Raw genomic sequence first — 17,134 nt, 5'->3', positions numbered from 1 at the left:
GCCAGATTTTCCCATTTTTGAGGCTTCCACCATGGCCAAAGCGGTCACCATCAAGGTCAAGCTCGTTTCCTCGGCGGACACCGGCTTTTATTACGTCGCCAAGAAGAATTCGCGCACCATGACCGACAAGCTCGTCAAGAAGAAGTACGACCCGGTCGCGCGCAAGCACGTCGAGTTCCGTGAAGCCAAGATCAAGTAAGATCACGGAATGTTTCTGACTGAACGGGACCCTCGCGGTCCCGTTTTTCATTCTGCTGTCACGGCCCGAGCCTTTCGCGCCGATGCATATTCTCTTGCGGCCTTGCGCGCGCTGATGCCGCGCGCGGAGCTAGTCCTGACGGGCTAGTCAACAAGCTCCGGCAAAAAGACGCATTTCCACCTGCTTCGCCACACGATCATGCGCCGGAACCGAAGTTCCTGCTGGGGCGCGTTGGTGTTTGGTGGCAGGCATGATCGAAAACGGAAAGCTCGCGCACGAACCTCTGATCTACAACGGACGGCGGCGCTGCCCGCACTGCACAGGGTTCTCCCGCCTCACCCATTCGCTTCTCGATTCCCGGAGCGGCAACACCGTCCACGTGTACCAGTGTATCGCCTGCGGCAAACGCATCTGGGATGAGAGCCGAAAAATGCGTGCGAGGGTGCAATGACCTGGAGAAACGGCTGCACCCGGCATTTTCTGCAACCGGCCCACGAAGGGCGGTCAACCAGCACGTTGCATAGAAACATTCGCGAGATTGTCGGGTCGAAACGCGCCTTAACCCCAAGTCGCGTGGCCTGACGATGCACGAGCTGGCGGCTAAATTTCCAGCTCCGGAAGACGAGTTTTATTAGAGGAGTGAAGTTATGAGAGGACAGAGCGCGGTGGTGAAACCCTTCGATGCCTCCAGGCTCGAAGATGAGGTTCGCGAAGCAGTTCAACACAATCATCCCTACATTCAGGCGCTTGAACCCGTGCCGCGGACACCGGCGCCCCCCGTTCCGGATTACGTCAGCCATCGCGAGGACGTCAGCGAGATCGGCAAGCTCTCGGCCGAGGCGATCGTCAAGGAATACGAGGAGACCGCCAAAGAGATCGAAACCATGGGCAACGTGGTGAGGGAGATGGTGCAGCGCTGCGAGCAGCTCACCGCATCCGCCTCCGCGATGCTAAAGGACATCAAGTCGACAGCCGCACGCTACCGCAAGGAAGGCAAGCGGATGTTCACCGAGATTGAGTCCTGTTCCAGCGCGACGGATGAGGTCCGTCGGCTCTGCGAGTCCTTCCGCGACAAGCTCGCGGCCAGGGACTCCGAGGCGATCAAATGATCGCCTATTGGGCGGTGCCGTATCTGGTGGTTGCGGCACCGCCCGCCATCGTGCTGCTGACCATCCTGATCGGCGGCTGTACGATGACAAGAACCGCGGACGATCGAGCCGACCGTCCGCGACATTATTCGGATCCAGCCAGCCCGGCCGGCAAAGAGCTCACCAGCGAGCTGGACCGGCGCGCGGCCCGCGCGGAGCTCCGCCGCCTCATCGAGGAAGCACAGCGATGATCTGCGATTGCTGCCGCCGCGAAGTCGACTATGTCCGGGCATCATTCTGGCACGGCGACGCCAGGCTGTGCCGGGAATGTTTCGCTCAATGGTACAGCCCCGACTACGACCAGTTCGGATCTGCCGCGCCCATGAACGTCGGAAACTACGTCCGCCTCCGGCATGGTCTCCCGCCGCTCGCCTCAGTGATCGCCCTCCTGATGTTGGCCGGAACGACCGAGTCCTACGCCTCCCGCCATTGCCTCGACGAGGTTGAAGCGGCGCAGGTAAGGCCGACGCGGACAACCGTGCAAACCACATGGCGGCTGCAAGACGATCGGCCCGGCCGCTCGCCCAGCCGCGAACGCAGCTGGTGAAGCGGTCTGTTTCACCGCAGATTCGCAAACTCTCCCCGACCCGGCGCAGGACGTGTGCTCTTCGCGCCCTCAGTGGTCCGAGCTGCTGTCCAGCAAGATCGGCAGGTTCGAGACGCCATCCGTATTGTCGAACAGTCTGCGATTGACCGCCCAGATCGCCGCCTGGGTGCGATTGCTGGCTCCTATTTTCCTCAAGATCGCCTTTACATGCGCTTTGACGGTCGGCTCCGCGATGTTGAAGAAGCGCGCGACATGCTTGTTGGAATCGCCTCGCACGATGCGTTCCAGTATGGCAATCTCTCGTGAGGACAATTGCCTGGCCGCCTGGTCGGCAGACATCCAGGGGATTTCATCCTGCAGCGAGGGCGTCAGCCTCTCCTCGGCCTTTGGCTGGATTTCGAGCGACCACAGGCGCGCGTCGATCAGCACGAGCCGTTCATTGATCACCGCCTGAAGCGTGCTGAGGAGCGCGTCCGGGCTGACCGAACTGAACAGCGCCGCGCTCGCGCCGTCGTCAAGCGCGTTGGCGAGGGATTCGGGACTGCTTTCATCGCCAACGGCCACGACAAAGGCGAGCGGATACTGCTCGCGAATCCTGCTGCAGATCATCGCGTCGTTCGCGTCCAAACCGACGATGAACAGAACCGCCCTGTCGCAAGGGACTTCGCCAAGATCGTCCAATTCGATCGCGCAGCCCTGCGGGCAAAAACGAGTTTCTGAAAGTATTAGCCGCAGGCCTTCGCGGAAAAGGCCGTCCCTTTGCAAGATATACGTCGGTACGCCGGGGTCACTCGACATACTACAGCAGCTGCTCCGATGAATACGCTATGCATACTCGGCAGCCCCATCCACCCGACCGCAACATACAACAATATTAGGGCCCTGTGTTAACTTACGATAAGTGCAGGGGAACTTCGGAGAGACTGGCCCTCGTCAGGGAGCGGTCGGCAAAGGCCCGTGTCCTTCAAAGGAAGTATGGACGTCGGCAGCTGCAAATGCCCGCGCAGAATTGGTCAAACGAGCTACAAGTCCCCGTAAACATTGACTGAACGGGAGTTCCTTGCCCCTGCTCAGGCGTTGCGCACGAGTAGACGATCCCGCATGCCCGGTCGGGTTTAAAGCAGAGCCAACTACGTCGTAAGGACTAGTTCGAATGAGCAGGCCCGACGTTTCAGGCTGGCCGCATCATTGGCGGCTGGCTTGGCCTGATCAGTGCGAACGCCACCTGGACGATGCCGCCGGCAAGACCGAGCGCCACGCCGATGCGCCAGGCCATGGTGTATGAGCCGAGCGAGTCGTAGATCAGCCCGCCGCCATAGGCGCCGAGGAAGCTTCCGATCTGGTGGCTCATGAAGGCAAGGCCCTGGATCATTGCCTGCCATTTCAGGCCGAACATTTCGGCGACAGCGCCCGCGACCAGCGGGCCAACGCCCATCCAGAGGAAGCCCATGATCGCGCCAAACAGCAGCGTCGTTGCCGGCGTCGCCGGCAGCATGAAATACCAGGCCAGCGCCACCGAGCGCAGGATGTAGATCATCCCGAGCAGCGCCAGCTTGTTCCAGCGCTGGCCGGCCCATCCGAAGAACAGGCTGCCGATCACGTTGAATCCGCCGATCATGCCGAGCGTCTGGGCGCTCAGCATCGGATCGAGACCGCAGATCAGGAGATAAGATGGCAGATGCGTGGTGAGGAAGACGAGCTGCATGCCGCAGACGAAATAGGCCAGCGTCATCACCACGAATGACGCATTGCCGAAGGCAATCCTGGCAGCGGTCGCAGCCGAGGCGTCGCCGATGTCTTCAGGCGCCTTGGGCGGCAACGGAATCTTGTCCGCCCTGCCCGCGTACCAGGCGGCAGGCAGCATGAAGAGCGACAGGATGACAAAGCCGGCGACGCCAATGCGCCAGCCGTAACCTTCGTTGAGCAACTGTCCGATCGGTGCCGCCATCAGCGCGCCGAGCGATCCCGCCGCCGAGACAATGCCCATCACGGTGCTGCGCACGGTCGCGGGCACGGCGCGCGCGGCTACCGACATGGCGATCGCGTTGGCGGTGCAGGCGAGCGAAGCGCCGATCAGCACGCCCGCGCCGATCAGGATCGGGATCATCCCTTGCGCGGTCGCCATCAGCACGAGGCCCGCGATGTACAGCAGCGAGCCCACGATCATGATCGGCTTGAAACCCCAGCGCACGGACCAGGCGCCTGCGACCGGCTGCAGAAAACCCCAGGCGAGGTTCTGCACCGCAAGCGCCAGCGTGAACTGCGACACCGAGATGCCGATGTCGTGCGTCAGCGGCTGCATGAAGATGCCAAAACTCTGCCGCAGCCCCATGCTCAAGGTGAGCATCATCGACGCGCCGATCAGGATGGGGAGCGTGGGGCGCAGGGCTTGCAGCAGGGGCATTGTTCTTGTTCTCCCCGGAGGCCGCTCATCGACAAAATCGACCTGCGATTCCCGAAAATTTAGATTACACAGATCTGTGTAGTTGCGCTATGGTCGCACGTCAAGGAAAGCCCGGTCCGGGTCAACGCATGGCATCCCTGCAGAATAAGCCCGACATGAAGGAGCGGATCCTCAGGACCGCCGACAAGCTGTTCTATCTGCAGGGAATTCGCGCAATCGGCGTCGATACCATCGCCGCCGAGATCGGCATCTCCAAGCGCACGCTGTACAACCACTTCCCGTCCAAGGACGCGCTGATATCGGCCTATCTGGAGCGGCGCTTCGTGTTGCCGCCACCTTCCGACAAGCCGCCGGCCGAGCAGATTCTCGCAACCTTCGATTCGCTGGAGAAGCGCTTCTCATCGAAAGACTTTCGCGGCTGCCCGTTCGTCAACGCCGTGGCAGAGCTCGGGGCCGAGGACAAGTCGGTGCGCAAGATCGCGGTCGCCTTCAAGGAAAGCCGACGGCTGTGGTTTCGCGATCTGCTCAACCAACTCGGCGTTACCGACGCCGAGGCGCTCGCGACGCAACTCGCCGTCCTCGTGGACGGCTGCATCGCGCAGGATCTGGTGCGCAACGATCCCTCTATGGCGCGGGCGGCAAAGGAGGCCGCGCGGGTGCTGCTGAAGAACGCAGGCGTGAAAGTGAGCGGCTGACGACTTCCCTGCACATGGCCAAAACTGCTAGTCAGGCCTGATTCAGAACAAGCGTATTCCGTCCGGCGGCATGCCCGGCGGCGAAGGGGACAACGAGCATGGAAGGCATGAAGGTGACCGCCGCCGGTTACGATTTCAAACCGGCGCAAGCGGCCATGCAGCGCTACGTGGACAACGACCTCCTGTCCGGCATCTCCTGGGCCGTGCTCTCGGGGCGCGATCTGGTCGACGTCAACTGCGTCGGCTGGGCCGACAAGGAGGCGCAGACTCCACTGCGCGTCGATCATATCTTCCGCGTGTTCTCCAACACCAAGCTGATCACCTCCTGCGCCGCGCTGTTGCTGCACGAAGAGGGCAAGCTCAAGCTCGACGATCCCATCGAGAAATTCATCCCGCAGCTGGGCAACCGCAAGGTCCTGCGGCCCGGCGCGACGTCGATCGACGACACGGAGCCGGCGAAGAGCTCGATCACCGTCCGGCATTTGCTCAGCCACAGCTCGGGATTGAGCTACGGCTTCTTCGATCCCGGCACGGTGATCTTCAAGTCGCTCAACGAACGCGGCGTGCACGACATCAACAAGACGCTGGCGCAGATGGTGGACGTGCTGGCCGACCTGCCCCTGGTCTATCATCCCGGCACGTCCTGGGAATATTCGCTCGCCACCGACGTGACCGCGCGCCTGATCGAGGTCATCAGCGGGCAGAGCTTCGACCGGTTCATCAAGGCGCGCATCCTCGACCCGCTCGGCATGGTGGACACCGGTTTCGTCGTGCCGCAGAAGGATCAAGACCGCCTCGTCGCTTACTACGCCGGCGCCGACATCATGGAGCCGATGAAGCCCGGGTTGACGCGAACGGACAACGCGCCCTTCCCCGGCGCTTATTTGCGTCCGGTCGCACGGCTCAACGGCGGCGGCGGCCTGGTGTCGACGCTATCAGACATGGTGGCGCTGATCCGCAGCCTGCTGCCGGGCGGTCCGACGCTGCTCAAGCCCGAAACGATTGCGTTGATGATGAGCAACCAGTTGCCGGAAGGGCAATGGATCCGGTTTGCCAATCTTGGGGAACAGCCTGGCAAGGCATTCAGCCTTGCCGGCGGCCTCATTCTCAAGCCCGGACCGTTCGATCACGCCGATGCAGCGGGCGAACTCTATTGGGGCGGCGTCGCCGGCACGCAATGGTGGATTTCGCCGAAGCGCAACATGGCGGGCGTCATGATGGCGCAGCGGCAGATGGCCTTCGTCCACCCGTTCTCGTTCGAGTTCAAGCGGCTGGCCTATGACGCGCTCGGACAGGGGCGCAAGGCGGCCTGACCTTCACGCCGCGTCTGACACCACGCGGTTGCGGCCGTCGTGCTTGGCGCGATAGAGCGCCTTGTCGGCGCGCTTGAGCAGGTCGGCGACCGGCTCGCCCTTGCGCTCGAGGATCGAGAGCCCGATCGAGATCGTGACCTCGATGCGCTTGATGCCCTTGCTGATGGCGAAGCTCTCGCCCGCGATCGATCGGCGCAGCCGTTCCGCCACCATGCCGGCAACATGCAGGTCGGTTTCCGGCATCACGATCACGAACTCCTCGCCGCCATAGCGGCAGGCGAGATCAATGCCGCGGATCGACTTGCGGATGCGCACCGCGAACTCGCGCAGCACGTCGTCGCCGGCATCGTGGCCATGGCTGTCGTTGATCGCCTTGAAGAAGTCGATGTCGAGGATCATCAACGCCAGCGGCTTGCCGCGGGCCGAGGCCTGCTCGGCCAGCGTCGCCAGATGGCTTTCCATATAGCGGCGGTTATGCAAGCCCGTCAGCGCATCCGTGATCGCCATCTCGATCGAGTTCTGCACGTTGTCGCGCAAATGATCGGTGTAACGGCGCTTCCTGATCTGGGTGCGGGCCCGCGCCAGCAGCTCGTTCCTGTCGACCGGACGCAGCAGATAATCGTTGACGCCGATCTCGAGGCCGCGCAGCAGCCGCGCATTGTTGTCGGCGTCGGAAATGGCGAGGATCGGCACCTGCCGCGTACGCTCCAGCGAGCGCGCCTGGCTGCATAGTCTGAGGCCGTCGAAATTCTCGAGGCTGAGCGAGACGATCAGGAGGTCGTAGCTGCCCTCGGCGGCATGGAACAGCGCCTGCGACGGATCGGGCTCGACGTCTACGTGGTGCTCGGTCGCCAGCATCGGCGCCAGCCGCTCGTAGGAGGCTGGACGGTCATCCACCAGGAGGATGCGACCGCCCTTGCCGGTGTCGGCGACCGCGCTGCGCTCCGGGGCCTCCATGCCCATCTCCAGCGAGGTGATGGCGCGCATGCGCAGCTCGTCGGTCATCATCTTCAGCCGTGTCAGCGAGCGCACGCGCGCCAGCAGCACGACATCGGACACCGGCTTGGTCAGGAAGTCGTCGGCGCCCGCCTCCAGGCCGCGCACGCGGTCCGCGGGGCTATCGAGCGCGGTGACCATCACGACCGGGATGTAATGCGTGGCCGGATTGGACTTCAGCCGCCGGCATACCTCGAAGCCGTCCATGTCGGGCATCATGATGTCGAGCAGGACGATGTCGCATTCGGCGCGCGCACAGATCGCCAGCGCATCGGCGCCGTTGGAAGCGGTGATGACGTCGAAATACTCGGCCGACAGGCGCGCTTCCAGCAGCTTCACGTTGGCGGGAACATCGTCGACGACCAGGATACGCGCGGTCATGGAAACTTACCTTCACCCGATAAAACGACGCACAGTCTCAATAAACTTGCCGACCGAAATCGGCTTCGACAAATAGGCCTCGCAGCCGCCTTCGCGAATCCGCTCCTCATCGCCCTTCATGGCAAAGGCCGTGACGGCCACCACGGGAATGGCGCGCAATTCCGGATCATCCTTGATCCATTTCGTGACCTCGAGGCCGGACACCTGCGGCAGCTGGATGTCCATCAGGATCAGGTCCGGACGCATCTTGCGGACGAGATCGAGCGCCTCGTAACCATTGCTGGTGCCCGAGGTCTGATAGCCATGAGCTTCCAACAGGTCGCGAAAGAGCTTCATGTTGAGCTCGTTGTCCTCCACGATCAGGACGGTCTTGGCCATCCCGTCCCTCCCCGTTCCCTAAGGAGACATGCCCGGAATGCGGCGCGCTGGCCGCCCCCACCGGGCGTGTCGAAAAGTGAATTCAAACTAGCGTCAGATTCGCTCTAAGCCGTTAAGTCCGAGGGTCGTGTTTCCTTGATTGGGTTTGCAGTTCTTGAACACCTTCCGCAGACTCGGGCATGATTAGACCCCAGAAGTTAACGGAAAGGCAAACGGGTCGGTTGAAAAAGCCTGTTCAAAACCCCCGCGAAGTCGCTGAAATCGTTGCGATTCAGGCCCTGTCCTTCATCGCCGGCGATCCCGCGCGGCTGGGCCGATTTTTGGCCGAAACCGGCATCGGCCCGGATACCCTCAGAAAGTCCGCTTCCGACCCGAAGTTTCTCGCCAGCGTGCTGGATTTCGTGATGCGCGATGACGCGACCGTGAAGGCGTTTGCGCAAGCCTCCGAACTGCACCCGACCAACGTCGCGGCCGCCCACCAGGCGCTGTGCGATCCAGCCTGGGAGCGCGACGTGCCGTGAGCGCGGCGCCGCAAGCGGTGGTCGGACCGCGCGCCTTTTGCCGCGACTGTCTCGCCGACCTCGACTTCTCCGCCCGGCGCTGCGGCCAATGCGGCTCGCCTCGCCTGGTGCGGCACCGTACGCTGGCCTCGCTCGCGCTCGCCCATATCGACTGCGACGCCTTCTATGCGACCGTCGAGAAGCGCGACAATCCCGATATCGCCGACAAGCCGGTGATCATCGGCGGCGGCAAGCGCGGCGTGGTCTCGGCCGCCTGCTATATTTCCCGCACCTTCGGCGTGCGCTCGGCTATGCCGATGTTCAAGGCGCTGGCGCTTTGCCCGCAGGCGGTGGTAATCCGGCCGGATATGGCGAAATACGTCCGGGTCGGGCGCGAGGTACGGCAGGCCATGCAGGCGCTGACGCCGTTGGTCGAGCCGCTGTCGATCGACGAAGCCTTTCTCGATCTTGCCGGCACGCAGCGCGTCCACGGCATGATTCCGGCCAAAGTGCTGGCGCGCTTTGCCCGCGAGGTCGAGCGCGACATCGGCATCACCGTGTCGGTGGGCCTTTCCGTCAACAAGTTCCTCGCCAAGATCGCCTCCGACCTCGACAAGCCCCGCGGCTTTGCCTTGCTCGACCGGGACGAGGCGCGCGAAATGCTGGCGGAGCGGCCGGTCGGCTTCATCTATGGCGTCGGTCCCGCCTCGCAGGAAAAGCTGATCCAGCGCGGCTACCGCCTGATCGCCGACCTGCAGCGCGCCGACGAGCACGAGCTGATGAAGCAGTTCGGCGGCGAAGGCCAGCGGCTTTGGCGGCTGGCGCGCGGCATCGACGACCGCCTCGTGGTGCCCGATCGCGGCGCCAAGAACATCTCCGCCGAGACCACGTTCGAGACCGACATCCGCGATTTCGCCACGCTGGAGCGCCTCTTGTGGAAACTTTCGGAAAAGGTTTCGGCGCGCTTGAAGAGCAGCAATCTCGCCGGAAGCACCGTCACGCTGAAACTGAAGACCGCCGATTTCCGCCAGCGCACCCGCTCGCAGTCGATCCAGTCGCCGACGCAGCTCGCTGCCAAGATTTTCGCCATCTCCCGCGAGATGCTGGCGAGGGAAATCGACGGCACCGCTTTCCGCCTGATGGGCACCGGCGTCAGCGCGCTGAAGCCCGGCTCGGCGGCAGACGATTCCGACATGCTCGACCGCCGCTCGGCCCATGCCGAGCGCGCGATGGACGATTTGAGGAAGAAGTTCGGCAGCGCCGCGGTGATCCGCGGGATTGCGTATGAGGGGCCGGAGAAAACGGGGGAGGATATTTAGCTCCGTCGTTCCGGGATGGTGCGTTAGCACCAGACCCGGAACCTCGAGATTCAGGGTCTGGTCCTTCGGACCATCCCGGAATGACGCGTGAGCGCTTCGCGCTCCCGCGTCATTTACACGGCTTCGAATCCTTCACGTCGAACTTGCCAAGCGCGCCGGAAATGACGAAGTCATTGTAATCCAGCACCAGCGCGCGGGAGACGCCGTTCTCGAACAGCTCGAAAGACATCGCGTAGACCGGGGTCTGCTCGCCGTCCTTGGCGCGCGCGTCGCGGTCGTAATAGCTCACCGTCACCGGCCAGCGGGTCAGCGTTTTCATCTTGTCGTTGGCGGTGGACGGATCGGGCGAGGCAATGCTGCGATCGCCTGATATCGGTTGGCCGATCACCGAGAGCGTGTTGTAGACCTTCTCGCCATCGTCGGAGCCGTCATAGACCATCAATTCCAGGATCGATTTGCCTGATCGCGCGGCGTCGATGATCCGGTGGATCTGCTCGGTCGGAAACACGACGCTGCCTTCGAGATTGAAGGTCTTCGCCGCCGGCTGCTTCAGCTTGACCCTGATCCGGTCGCCGATCCGCTCGGCAAAACCGTCGACCGACGGCGCGTCGGAATCGTTCATCCGTGTGTCGATCTTGAAGCGGTAGCTCTTGCCCTCGCCGTCTTCCCAGGAGGTCGAGCGCAGATCGCTCAGCGTCGATTTGCCCTCTCCGCTGTTGAGCTCGGACACCTGGCGGAATTCAGAGGTATAGCCCTCGCAGGCACTGCCGGTGAAATTGTAGAGAATGCGGCCGCGGGCGGCGTTGACGGCCTTGGCGCCGCGCGACTTGAGCAGGCTCAGCTCATAGAGCGCCTGGTGGGAGAGGAAGCCCGGACCTGTGGCCTGTGCAGACCCGATCGTTAGACCCGTTCCGACCGCAACCGCGGCAATTGTCGTGAGTACGGCGCGCGGCGGCTTCAGGCAGGCCATGGCATTCCCTTGTTTGTGGAAGATTCGCAACAATACTGGCGGTCCTTTTGCGCCGCAACTGGGGCGGCACCACGAAAATGCAGCTTTTGCAGGCAAAAACACCTGCCGGCGCGCGCCGCGCCTCGCTTGCATGTCGTGGCGGCATGCGCGAAACAAGGTGCCCTTGCGAAGCTGAACGTTCGGATAACGGCGCATTCATTTTGGGGACGGAACATGGCGGGTACGGTCGAGCAGAAACTGGCGGCGGAAGGCATCACCTTGGCTGAACCGCGAAGCCCCATCGCCAATTACGTCCCCTTCGTGCGCTCCGGCAACCTGCTGTTCGTTTCGGGCCAGGTCTGCATGAATCCCGACGGCACGCTGATCGCCAAGGGCAAGTGTGGTGCCGGCGTGACCGTCGAGCAAGGCTATGCCGCGGCAAAGGGTTGCGCCGTCAACCTGCTGGCGCAGGTGAAGGCCGCGCTCGGCGATCTCGACAAGGTCGCGCGCGTGGTCAGGCTCGGCGGGTTCGTCAATTCCGCGCCCGATTTCCTCGACGGGCCGAAGGTGCTGAACGGCGCTTCCGACCTGATGGTTGCCGCCTTCGGCGACAAGGGCCGCCATGCCCGGACCACCGTCGGCGTGTCCTCGCTTCCGGCTGACGCCGCGGTCGAGGTCGAGGCCGTCTTCGAGGTCGCTTGACCGGCATGCGTGCCCCCGCATGGCTGACGGCGCGGCCGGTCGCCCATCGCGGCCTGCATGACATTTCTCGCGGTATCGTGGAGAACATGCCGGGCGCGGTGCAGGCGGCGATCGCGGGCAATTTTGCCATCGAGGTGGACACCCAGCTCACGGCCGACGGCGAGGCAATGGTGCATCACGACGATGCGCTTGGCCGGCTGAACGAAGGATCCGGCGCTCTGCTGCAGAAGAGCGCTGCGGAGCTGAAAACGGTCAAATTCAGGGACACCGGCGAGCGCATGATGTCGCTTGCCGACCTCTGCACGCTCGTCGCAGGGCGCGTCCCGCTGGTCATCGAGGTCAAGAGCCATTTCGACGGAGACCGCAAGCTCGTCACACGGATGGCGGAAGTGCTCTCCTCCTATTCCGGCCCCGCCGTCGGCATGTCCTTCGATCCCGACCAGGTGCTGGCGCTGCGCGAGCTTGCCCCCAATTTGCCGCGCGGCATCGTCGCCCAGCGCGACTATGACGACGACTACTGGAAGAAGCTCACGAAAGAGCAGCGCGACAGCATGCTCTTTCTGCGCCACGGCTTTCGCACCGAGCCGCACTTCGTCGCCTATTGGGTGAACCAGCTGCCGGCGCCCGCGCCATGGATCGCGCGCAACATCTTCGGCTGCCCGCTATTAACCTGGACTGTGCGCACGCCCGAACAGCGCGAGCGCGCGACACGCTACGCCGACCAGATGATTTTTGAGGGTTTCGTACCGGGAACCTGACATACCGCGTGCGGCCTTGAAGTGGCACGGCGGATGCACGATGTTTGGGGTGTCGATGGCCTCATCCGAAATCACCCTCGAAGCAGTCTCCTCGATCAGCGCGATTCCCGCCGCTGAATGGGATGCCTGCGCCAATCCCGGCGGGGATTGCGGCCCCGGTTCAAAGCCTTATTATAACCCCTTCGTATCCCACGCCTTTTTTGCGGCGGCCGAAACCTCCGGCTCGGCCAGTCCGCGCACCGGTTGGGGCGCACGGCACCTGATCGCCAGGCTCGACGACAGAATCGTCGGCGTCGTGCCCTGCTACCTGAAATCGCATTCGCAAGGCGAATATGTCTTCGACCGCGGCTGGGCCGACGCCTATGAGCGCGCCGGCGGGCGCTATTACCCGAAGCTGCAGTGCTCCGTGCCATTTACGCCGGCGAGCGGACCGCGTCTGTTGATCCGCGACGGCGTCGACCGCGAGCGCATTGCCCACGCGCTCGCCGCCGGGCTGATGGCGCTGTGCAACGCAACCACTGCGTCATCCGTGCATGTCACCTTCGCGCGCGAGGCGGACGCGAAATGCCTCGCGCAGCACGGCTTCCTGATCCGCAACGACCAGCAGTTCCACTGGCACAACGAAGGCTACAAGAGCTTCGACGATTTCCTCGCCACGCTGAATTCGCGCCACCGCAAGGCGATCAAGCGCGAGCGGCGCGAGGTGCTATCCGCCGGGATCACCATCCACTGGCTCACCGGCAGCGAGATCGACGAGGACGCGTGGGACGCGTTCTTCACCTTCTACATGGAGACCGGCTCGCGCAAATGGGGCCGCCCGTACCTCACGCGAACGTTCTTCTCAGAGATCGGCGAGAGCATGGCCGCGGACGTGCTGCTGGTCATGGCCAAACGCAACGGCCGCTGGATCGCGGGCGCGATCAACTTCGTCGGCTCCGACACGCTGTTCGGCCGCAACTGGGGCGCCATCGAGCATCACAACTTCCTGCATTTCGAGGTCTGCTATTATCAGGCGATCGATTTCGCCATTCAGCGCGGACTGGCGGTCGTCGAAGCCGGCGCGCAGGGCGAGCACAAGCTGGCGCGCGGATACCTGCCGCAGACGACGTGGTCGGCGCATTTCATCGCCGACCCCGATCTGCGCCGGGCCATTGCCGACTACCTCAAGCGCGAGCGCGCCTATGTCGCCGAGGCCGGCCGCGAGCTTGCCGCCGCCGGCCCATTCCGCAAAAGCGCTGATGACGCGCCTTAGGATTTCTGGCTAAGAAGCTGAACCGAAGTTGATTTCGAGGAGCCCGCCGCCATGCCCGCCTACGACCCGCAAAACCCCTTCGCAAAGATCCTGCGCGGCGAATTCCCCTGCTACAAGGTCTACGAGAACGAGCATGCGATGGCCTTCCTCGACATCATGCCGCGTTCGCCCGGCCATACGCTTGTCATCCCGAAGGCCCCTGCCCGCAACATCCTCGACATCACCGCCGAGGACTATGCCCATGTCGCCCGCGCCGCGCACAAGATCGCCTCCGCCGCGATGAAGGCTTTTCAGGCCGACGGCATCACCGTGCAACAGTTCAACGAGCCCGCCGGCGGACAGGTCGTCTTCCACCTGCACATGCACGTGATGCCGCGCCACAACGGCGTAGCGCTGCTGCCGCCCGCCAGCCGCAAGGAAGATGTGAAAGTGCTCGAGGACAATGCGACCAGGCTGATCGCGGCGTTGGCCGATTAGCTTCAACCGTCATTGCGAGGAGCGAAGCGACGAAGCAATCCAGTTTTCCTTCCTGCGGCAACAGCTGGATTGCTTCGCTTCGCTCGCAATGACGGAGTTGGCCACATCACTCCGTCTCGAAATCCCCCGCCTGAGCAGCGGCGAGCGGACTGAATTCGCAGCGGTCGGGCTTCACGTCCAAGAGCGGCGTGCCGTCGAGGCAGTCGAGCCCGCGTACCAAAATGGTGTTGCCCTCGACGCCGACCAGTTTGACGATCGAGGTGCCGATCGGATTGGGCCGCACCGGCGAGCGCAGCGAGAAGGTGCCGCGGGTCTTCTGGTTGTTCTTCGGGCTCTGCAGCACGAGGTCGCGGCGCGACTGGTGCAGCCAGTAGATCACCTCGAGATTCTCGTAGAAGTCGACGCCCTTGATGGCGGGCACGAACGGCTCGAAGATTTCCAGCCGGCAGATCGGGCCGTCCTGCCGCCCCTGCCGCGGCGTCTCCAGCCGCGAGGTCCAGGGCGTGCGAATACGGCCGATAAAGACCAGGCGGGCATCGTTCGGTGCCGGCATGTCGATGGCGACCTCGCCCTCGCGCAGTTCTTGTACCATTGTCTCGATCCATCTCGTTTGGCGCCGACACTAGCCGATTGTGCAGCCCCTGCAATCCGATTGCACACCTGCAATCCGATTGCATCTGCAATCAGCCGAGCCACCATTTGCCGGCGATCATGACGATCTCGCCGCAGACCACGCCGGCGAAGATCGATCGTTTGGCAACGAGGAACACCGCAAACCCTGCGACCACCGCGCCATAGCGCAAGCCATCCGGCACGCCGGCGAGCGCGCCCGGGGGCTGCACCAGGATCTGCGCGATCACTCCGGCAAGGATGGCGGTCGCCACCGCCCTCACCCACACCAGCACTTCCGAGCCCTCGTCGATGCCGCTGACGAACCACAGCCCGGCCATGCGCCAGACCTCGTTGGGCAGGAAGCCCGCGACGATGAGGAGAAGCAGCGCGTGCCAGTCGCCGACAAAGCCGCTCATGCCGGCCTCCGCCACCAATGCACGCCATAGCCGATCGTGCCCGCCACCACGCCGGAGATGAGGATATCGACGCCGGTGTGAAGCATGGCCACCAGCGGAAACAGCGCGAGCCCGAGCGCCAGCGCCACGATATCGGGAAGCTGCGTGCAATTGCGAGCGGTCGACAGCAGGAACGCGAGCGGCGTCAGCAGCAGGATGGCGGCGGCAAACAGCGGCGGCAGTTTGGCCGCGAGCTCATAGCCCACCGTGGTCGCGATCAGGCACACCGCGACGAGGCCGCAGCCGAGCCCATGCACAAAGGCGACGCGGCGCTCGCGCGGCACCTGCGGCAGCAGGCGATAGCACTCCACCCACAGCGTCACCGCAACGAAATGCGCCGCCAGCACGAGATGGCGCCGTTTTGTCTGCGGCGTGCGCAGCATCGGCAGCACCGACACCACCATCGGAAACAGCCGGATCGCGCTCAAGGTCACGGCAATTGCCGCCTGCACCGCGGTGGCCCCGGAGCCGAGCGTCGAGATCAGGATGATCTGCGCGGGCCCCGCCCACACCAGCAGCGTGCTCAACAGCACCCAGAGCAGGCTGAACTGCGTGTCATGCGCCAGCGCGCCGATGCCCAGATAGGTCGCAAACAGTACCAGCGTCAGCACGGTCGAGACGACCGCGCTCATCCCCCACGCAAAGGCGCGGATGGGACTTTGCCAGTGGGCTGAGTCGGGTGGCGGCAGCCGCATGGATTGCTTAACGCTGATGGGGGAAGCTGCGTCAAGCGAGGGCGGCATCGGGGCTGGCATGCAAGTCCGCCAGCGATTACTACCGTCATTGCGAGCGAAGCGAAGCAATCCATCTATGCCGCGAGAAGAGCATGGATTGCTTCGTCGCTATCGCTCCTCGCAATGACGGGGTTGGGTCGGTACGTCCCTCACCCCCTGTTCCTCAGCACAAAGCACGCGCCGCCCGCCTTGCGTATGCGGTTGCAGACATCATCCGCCTCGCCGCGCGTATCGGCGCCGAACCGCACCTGGTAGAACGTCGCGGGCCCGCGGCTGCGCAGGCGCGAGGTGAGGATCGAGGGGTCGCGGTCGCCGATCACGCTCGAGAGGCGCGAGACCGCTCGGCCATACATCGCCAGCGCCCTGTCGCGGCTAAAACCCGCAGCAAGCTGCACGCCCCATGGCTTGGCGGCCGCGAGCGTCACGCGCTGTTCGAGGCCTTCGATGAAGGGATTGGGCGCCTGCTTGAGCAGCGCCATCAATTCGCGGCAGCTCGAGGCTGGCATGCGCTCCGGCTGCTTGCCGCCCTTTCCCGCCTTGGCCCAGTCCTCCACCGACGAGCCGGTGATCGCGTACACATAGTTGCGTGTCTCCTGCGGCATCCCGCCGATGCCGTCGAGCCATTCCTGCACGCGGCGCGGGCCGGCATTGTAGGCGGCGGCCGCCAGCCCGAGATTGCCGAACTGCGCGCGCAGCTCGGCAAGAAACTCCGCCGATTTCGGCAGCGCCTGCACGGGACTGAAGGGATCGAGCAGGCCGCGCTCGCTGGCCGTGCCCGGCATGAACTGCGCGATGCCCTGCGCACGCTGTCCGCTTCGCGTCATCGGTCCCACCGCATCGGAGCGGAAACGGCTCTCCTGCCAGATCACGCGGGCGAAGAATTCCAGCGGCAGGCTGGATTGCCGCGCCGCAGACTCGATCATCAGGCAGATCGCCTCGCGGGTGTCGGATTCCCGCTCGGTCGGCTTCGGCGGCGCGGCGGCCGGCTCCTCGAAGCCCACCTGCGCGAGGCGCAGCGGATCCTGCGCCGATGCGAGCGGACCCGGCAGCACCACCATCAAGCAAAGAAAGGCGCAGAGCCGCCGGCCTGCTTGCATCGCTATCCCGTTGAAAGCCGTTACGGATGGCTCCCGGAAATGATGTACCGGCACCATTCGGGGTTGCAACACGCCACGTGAACCGCCGGCGTCCCCGCCGGTTCCCGAACCGGCCGGTTTACGTTAACGCGACAAATCGCTGCCGTCGTCCCTCGTCTGCCCGCGGAACCGTCGTACAGTCGCCCTTCCATAGCGGGAGACGCCGACCATGCAGGACC

At 63.9% G+C, this 17,134-nt stretch carries 20 protein-coding genes; 11 read left to right on the top strand and 9 right to left on the bottom strand.

The window, feature by feature from the left end; translation table 11 throughout:
- Positions 1-31 precede the first annotated feature (31 nt).
- From rpmG to ACT4OC_RS20945, 3 genes are all read left to right on the top strand, one after another.
- Positions 32-199, top strand: coding sequence for a 50S ribosomal protein L33 (gene rpmG, locus ACT4OC_RS20955; RefSeq protein ID WP_007603295.1), 168 nt, complete (start codon positions 32-34; stop codon positions 197-199).
- 647 nt (positions 200-846) lie between these two features.
- Positions 847-1,308, top strand: a complete 462-nt coding sequence (locus tag ACT4OC_RS20950) for a hypothetical protein (RefSeq protein ID WP_444840940.1) — start codon at positions 847-849, stop codon at positions 1,306-1,308.
- Positions 1,305-1,538 (top strand): hypothetical protein, encoded by a 234-nt coding sequence (locus ACT4OC_RS20945; protein ID WP_444840939.1) that lies wholly within the window; start codon positions 1,305-1,307, stop codon positions 1,536-1,538. Before ACT4OC_RS20950 ends, ACT4OC_RS20945 begins: the two co-directional genes overlap by 4 nt.
- 425 nt (positions 1,539-1,963) lie before the next feature.
- On the opposite strand, the gene ACT4OC_RS20940 is transcribed toward ACT4OC_RS20945, so the two are convergent.
- Together ACT4OC_RS20940 and ACT4OC_RS20935 are read right to left on the bottom strand one after the other, a co-directional pair.
- Positions 1,964-2,692 carry a LuxR C-terminal-related transcriptional regulator gene (locus ACT4OC_RS20940; RefSeq protein WP_444840938.1) on the bottom strand — a complete coding sequence of 243 codons (729 nt, stop codon included), beginning with the start codon at positions 2,690-2,692 and terminating at the stop codon, positions 1,964-1,966.
- A gap of 373 nt (positions 2,693-3,065) precedes the next feature.
- The gene (locus ACT4OC_RS20935) at positions 3,066-4,298 is read right to left on the bottom strand and encodes an MFS transporter (protein WP_444840937.1); all 1,233 of its coding nucleotides are present in this window, start codon (positions 4,296-4,298) and stop codon (positions 3,066-3,068) included.
- A 155-nt stretch (positions 4,299-4,453) separates the two neighbouring features.
- On the opposite strand from ACT4OC_RS20935, the gene ACT4OC_RS20930 reads away from it, so the two are divergent.
- A complete protein-coding gene (locus ACT4OC_RS20930) occupies positions 4,454-4,993 on the top strand; it encodes a TetR/AcrR family transcriptional regulator (RefSeq protein WP_444840967.1) in 540 nt (179 codons plus the stop codon).
- Positions 4,994-5,091: 98 nt separating this feature from the next.
- Entirely contained in the window at positions 5,092-6,306 is a 1,215-nt protein-coding gene (locus ACT4OC_RS20925) for a serine hydrolase domain-containing protein (RefSeq protein ID WP_444840936.1), read from the top strand.
- 3 nt (positions 6,307-6,309) lie between these two features.
- Here ACT4OC_RS20925 and ACT4OC_RS20920 read toward each other — a convergent pair whose 3' ends face one another.
- Positions 6,310-7,683 carry a PleD family two-component system response regulator gene (locus ACT4OC_RS20920; protein ID WP_444840935.1) on the bottom strand — a complete coding sequence of 458 codons (1,374 nt, stop codon included), beginning with the start codon at positions 7,681-7,683 and terminating at the stop codon, positions 6,310-6,312.
- 12 nt (positions 7,684-7,695) lie between these two features.
- Complete coding sequence (locus ACT4OC_RS20915) at positions 7,696-8,061, bottom strand: response regulator (RefSeq protein ID WP_291608801.1); 366 nt, start codon at positions 8,059-8,061, stop codon at positions 7,696-7,698.
- Between the two features lie 221 nt (positions 8,062-8,282).
- Between ACT4OC_RS20915 and ACT4OC_RS20910 the strand changes: the two genes are divergently transcribed.
- Together ACT4OC_RS20910 and ACT4OC_RS20905 are read left to right on the top strand one after the other, a co-directional pair.
- The gene (locus ACT4OC_RS20910) at positions 8,283-8,582 is read left to right on the top strand and encodes a DUF3572 domain-containing protein (RefSeq protein ID WP_291608802.1); all 300 of its coding nucleotides are present in this window, start codon (positions 8,283-8,285) and stop codon (positions 8,580-8,582) included.
- Positions 8,579-9,880, top strand: coding sequence for a DNA polymerase IV (locus ACT4OC_RS20905; protein ID WP_444840934.1), 1,302 nt, complete (start codon positions 8,579-8,581; stop codon positions 9,878-9,880). Before ACT4OC_RS20910 ends, ACT4OC_RS20905 begins: the two co-directional genes overlap by 4 nt.
- 109 nt (positions 9,881-9,989) lie before the next feature.
- Here ACT4OC_RS20905 and ACT4OC_RS20900 read toward each other — a convergent pair whose 3' ends face one another.
- Positions 9,990-10,850 (bottom strand): cell envelope integrity EipB family protein, encoded by an 861-nt coding sequence (locus ACT4OC_RS20900; protein WP_444840933.1) that lies wholly within the window; start codon positions 10,848-10,850, stop codon positions 9,990-9,992.
- Between the two features lie 213 nt (positions 10,851-11,063).
- Here ACT4OC_RS20900 and ACT4OC_RS20895 point away from each other — a divergent pair, with 213 nt between their 5' ends.
- The 4 genes from ACT4OC_RS20895 to ACT4OC_RS20880 are packed head-to-tail and all read left to right on the top strand — an operon-like array spanning position 11,064 to position 14,018.
- Positions 11,064-11,531 carry a RidA family protein gene (locus tag ACT4OC_RS20895; protein WP_444840932.1) on the top strand — a complete coding sequence of 156 codons (468 nt, stop codon included), beginning with the start codon at positions 11,064-11,066 and terminating at the stop codon, positions 11,529-11,531.
- Between the two features lie 5 nt (positions 11,532-11,536).
- Positions 11,537-12,289, top strand: a complete 753-nt coding sequence (locus ACT4OC_RS20890) for a glycerophosphodiester phosphodiesterase (RefSeq protein WP_444840931.1) — start codon at positions 11,537-11,539, stop codon at positions 12,287-12,289.
- Between the two features lie 55 nt (positions 12,290-12,344).
- A complete protein-coding gene (locus ACT4OC_RS20885) occupies positions 12,345-13,541 on the top strand; it encodes a GNAT family N-acetyltransferase (RefSeq protein WP_444840930.1) in 1,197 nt (398 codons plus the stop codon).
- A gap of 51 nt (positions 13,542-13,592) precedes the next feature.
- A complete protein-coding gene (locus ACT4OC_RS20880) occupies positions 13,593-14,018 on the top strand; it encodes an HIT family protein (protein ID WP_444840929.1) in 426 nt (141 codons plus the stop codon).
- Positions 14,019-14,124: 106 nt separating this feature from the next.
- On the opposite strand, the gene tsaA is transcribed toward ACT4OC_RS20880, so the two are convergent.
- The 4 genes from tsaA to ACT4OC_RS20860 form a co-directional block, all read right to left on the bottom strand.
- The gene (tsaA, locus tag ACT4OC_RS20875; RefSeq protein WP_444840928.1) at positions 14,125-14,610 is read right to left on the bottom strand and encodes a tRNA (N6-threonylcarbamoyladenosine(37)-N6)-methyltransferase TrmO; all 486 of its coding nucleotides are present in this window, start codon (positions 14,608-14,610) and stop codon (positions 14,125-14,127) included.
- 91 nt (positions 14,611-14,701) lie between these two features.
- Positions 14,702-15,046, bottom strand: a complete 345-nt coding sequence (locus ACT4OC_RS20870; protein WP_444840927.1) for an AzlD domain-containing protein — start codon at positions 15,044-15,046, stop codon at positions 14,702-14,704.
- Positions 15,043-15,780 carry an AzlC family ABC transporter permease gene (locus ACT4OC_RS20865; RefSeq protein ID WP_444840926.1) on the bottom strand — a complete coding sequence of 246 codons (738 nt, stop codon included), beginning with the start codon at positions 15,778-15,780 and terminating at the stop codon, positions 15,043-15,045. The genes ACT4OC_RS20870 and ACT4OC_RS20865 overlap by 4 nt, the downstream gene beginning before the upstream one ends.
- Before the next feature lie 188 nt (positions 15,781-15,968).
- On the bottom strand, positions 15,969-16,916 hold the full coding sequence (locus ACT4OC_RS20860) for a transglycosylase SLT domain-containing protein (RefSeq protein ID WP_444840925.1): 948 nt from the start codon (positions 16,914-16,916) through the stop codon (positions 15,969-15,971).
- Positions 16,917-17,134: the final 218 nt, after the last annotated feature.

Origin of the sequence: Bradyrhizobium sp. (genome assembly GCF_052389815.1) — a bacterium.
Lineage (GTDB): Bacteria > Pseudomonadota > Alphaproteobacteria > Rhizobiales > Xanthobacteraceae > Bradyrhizobium.
This window is presented reverse-complemented; position numbering and strand designations above follow the sequence as displayed.

Coding starts and splice junctions, on each gene's coding strand:
- rpmG (WP_007603295.1), top strand. CDS start 32: ATGGCCAAAGCGGTCACCATCAAGGTCAAGCTCGTTTCCTCGGCGGAC.
- ACT4OC_RS20950 (WP_444840940.1), top strand. CDS start 847: ATGAGAGGACAGAGCGCGGTGGTGAAACCCTTCGATGCCTCCAGGCTC.
- ACT4OC_RS20945 (WP_444840939.1), top strand. CDS start 1,305: ATGATCGCCTATTGGGCGGTGCCGTATCTGGTGGTTGCGGCACCGCCC.
- ACT4OC_RS20940 (WP_444840938.1), bottom strand. CDS start 2,692: ATGTCGAGTGACCCCGGCGTACCGACGTATATCTTGCAAAGGGACGGC.
- ACT4OC_RS20935 (WP_444840937.1), bottom strand. CDS start 4,298: ATGCCCCTGCTGCAAGCCCTGCGCCCCACGCTCCCCATCCTGATCGGC.
- ACT4OC_RS20930 (WP_444840967.1), top strand. CDS start 4,454: ATGAAGGAGCGGATCCTCAGGACCGCCGACAAGCTGTTCTATCTGCAG.
- ACT4OC_RS20925 (WP_444840936.1), top strand. CDS start 5,092: ATGGAAGGCATGAAGGTGACCGCCGCCGGTTACGATTTCAAACCGGCG.
- ACT4OC_RS20920 (WP_444840935.1), bottom strand. CDS start 7,683: ATGACCGCGCGTATCCTGGTCGTCGACGATGTTCCCGCCAACGTGAAG.
- ACT4OC_RS20915 (WP_291608801.1), bottom strand. CDS start 8,061: ATGGCCAAGACCGTCCTGATCGTGGAGGACAACGAGCTCAACATGAAG.
- ACT4OC_RS20900 (WP_444840933.1), bottom strand. CDS start 10,850: ATGGCCTGCCTGAAGCCGCCGCGCGCCGTACTCACGACAATTGCCGCG.
- ACT4OC_RS20895 (WP_444840932.1), top strand. CDS start 11,064: ATGGCGGGTACGGTCGAGCAGAAACTGGCGGCGGAAGGCATCACCTTG.
- ACT4OC_RS20890 (WP_444840931.1), top strand. CDS start 11,537: ATGCGTGCCCCCGCATGGCTGACGGCGCGGCCGGTCGCCCATCGCGGC.
- ACT4OC_RS20885 (WP_444840930.1), top strand. CDS start 12,345: ATGGCCTCATCCGAAATCACCCTCGAAGCAGTCTCCTCGATCAGCGCG.
- ACT4OC_RS20880 (WP_444840929.1), top strand. CDS start 13,593: ATGCCCGCCTACGACCCGCAAAACCCCTTCGCAAAGATCCTGCGCGGC.
- tsaA (WP_444840928.1), bottom strand. CDS start 14,610: ATGGTACAAGAACTGCGCGAGGGCGAGGTCGCCATCGACATGCCGGCA.
- ACT4OC_RS20870 (WP_444840927.1), bottom strand. CDS start 15,046: ATGAGCGGCTTTGTCGGCGACTGGCACGCGCTGCTTCTCCTCATCGTC.
- ACT4OC_RS20865 (WP_444840926.1), bottom strand. CDS start 15,780: ATGCGGCTGCCGCCACCCGACTCAGCCCACTGGCAAAGTCCCATCCGC.
- ACT4OC_RS20860 (WP_444840925.1), bottom strand. CDS start 16,916: ATGCAAGCAGGCCGGCGGCTCTGCGCCTTTCTTTGCTTGATGGTGGTG.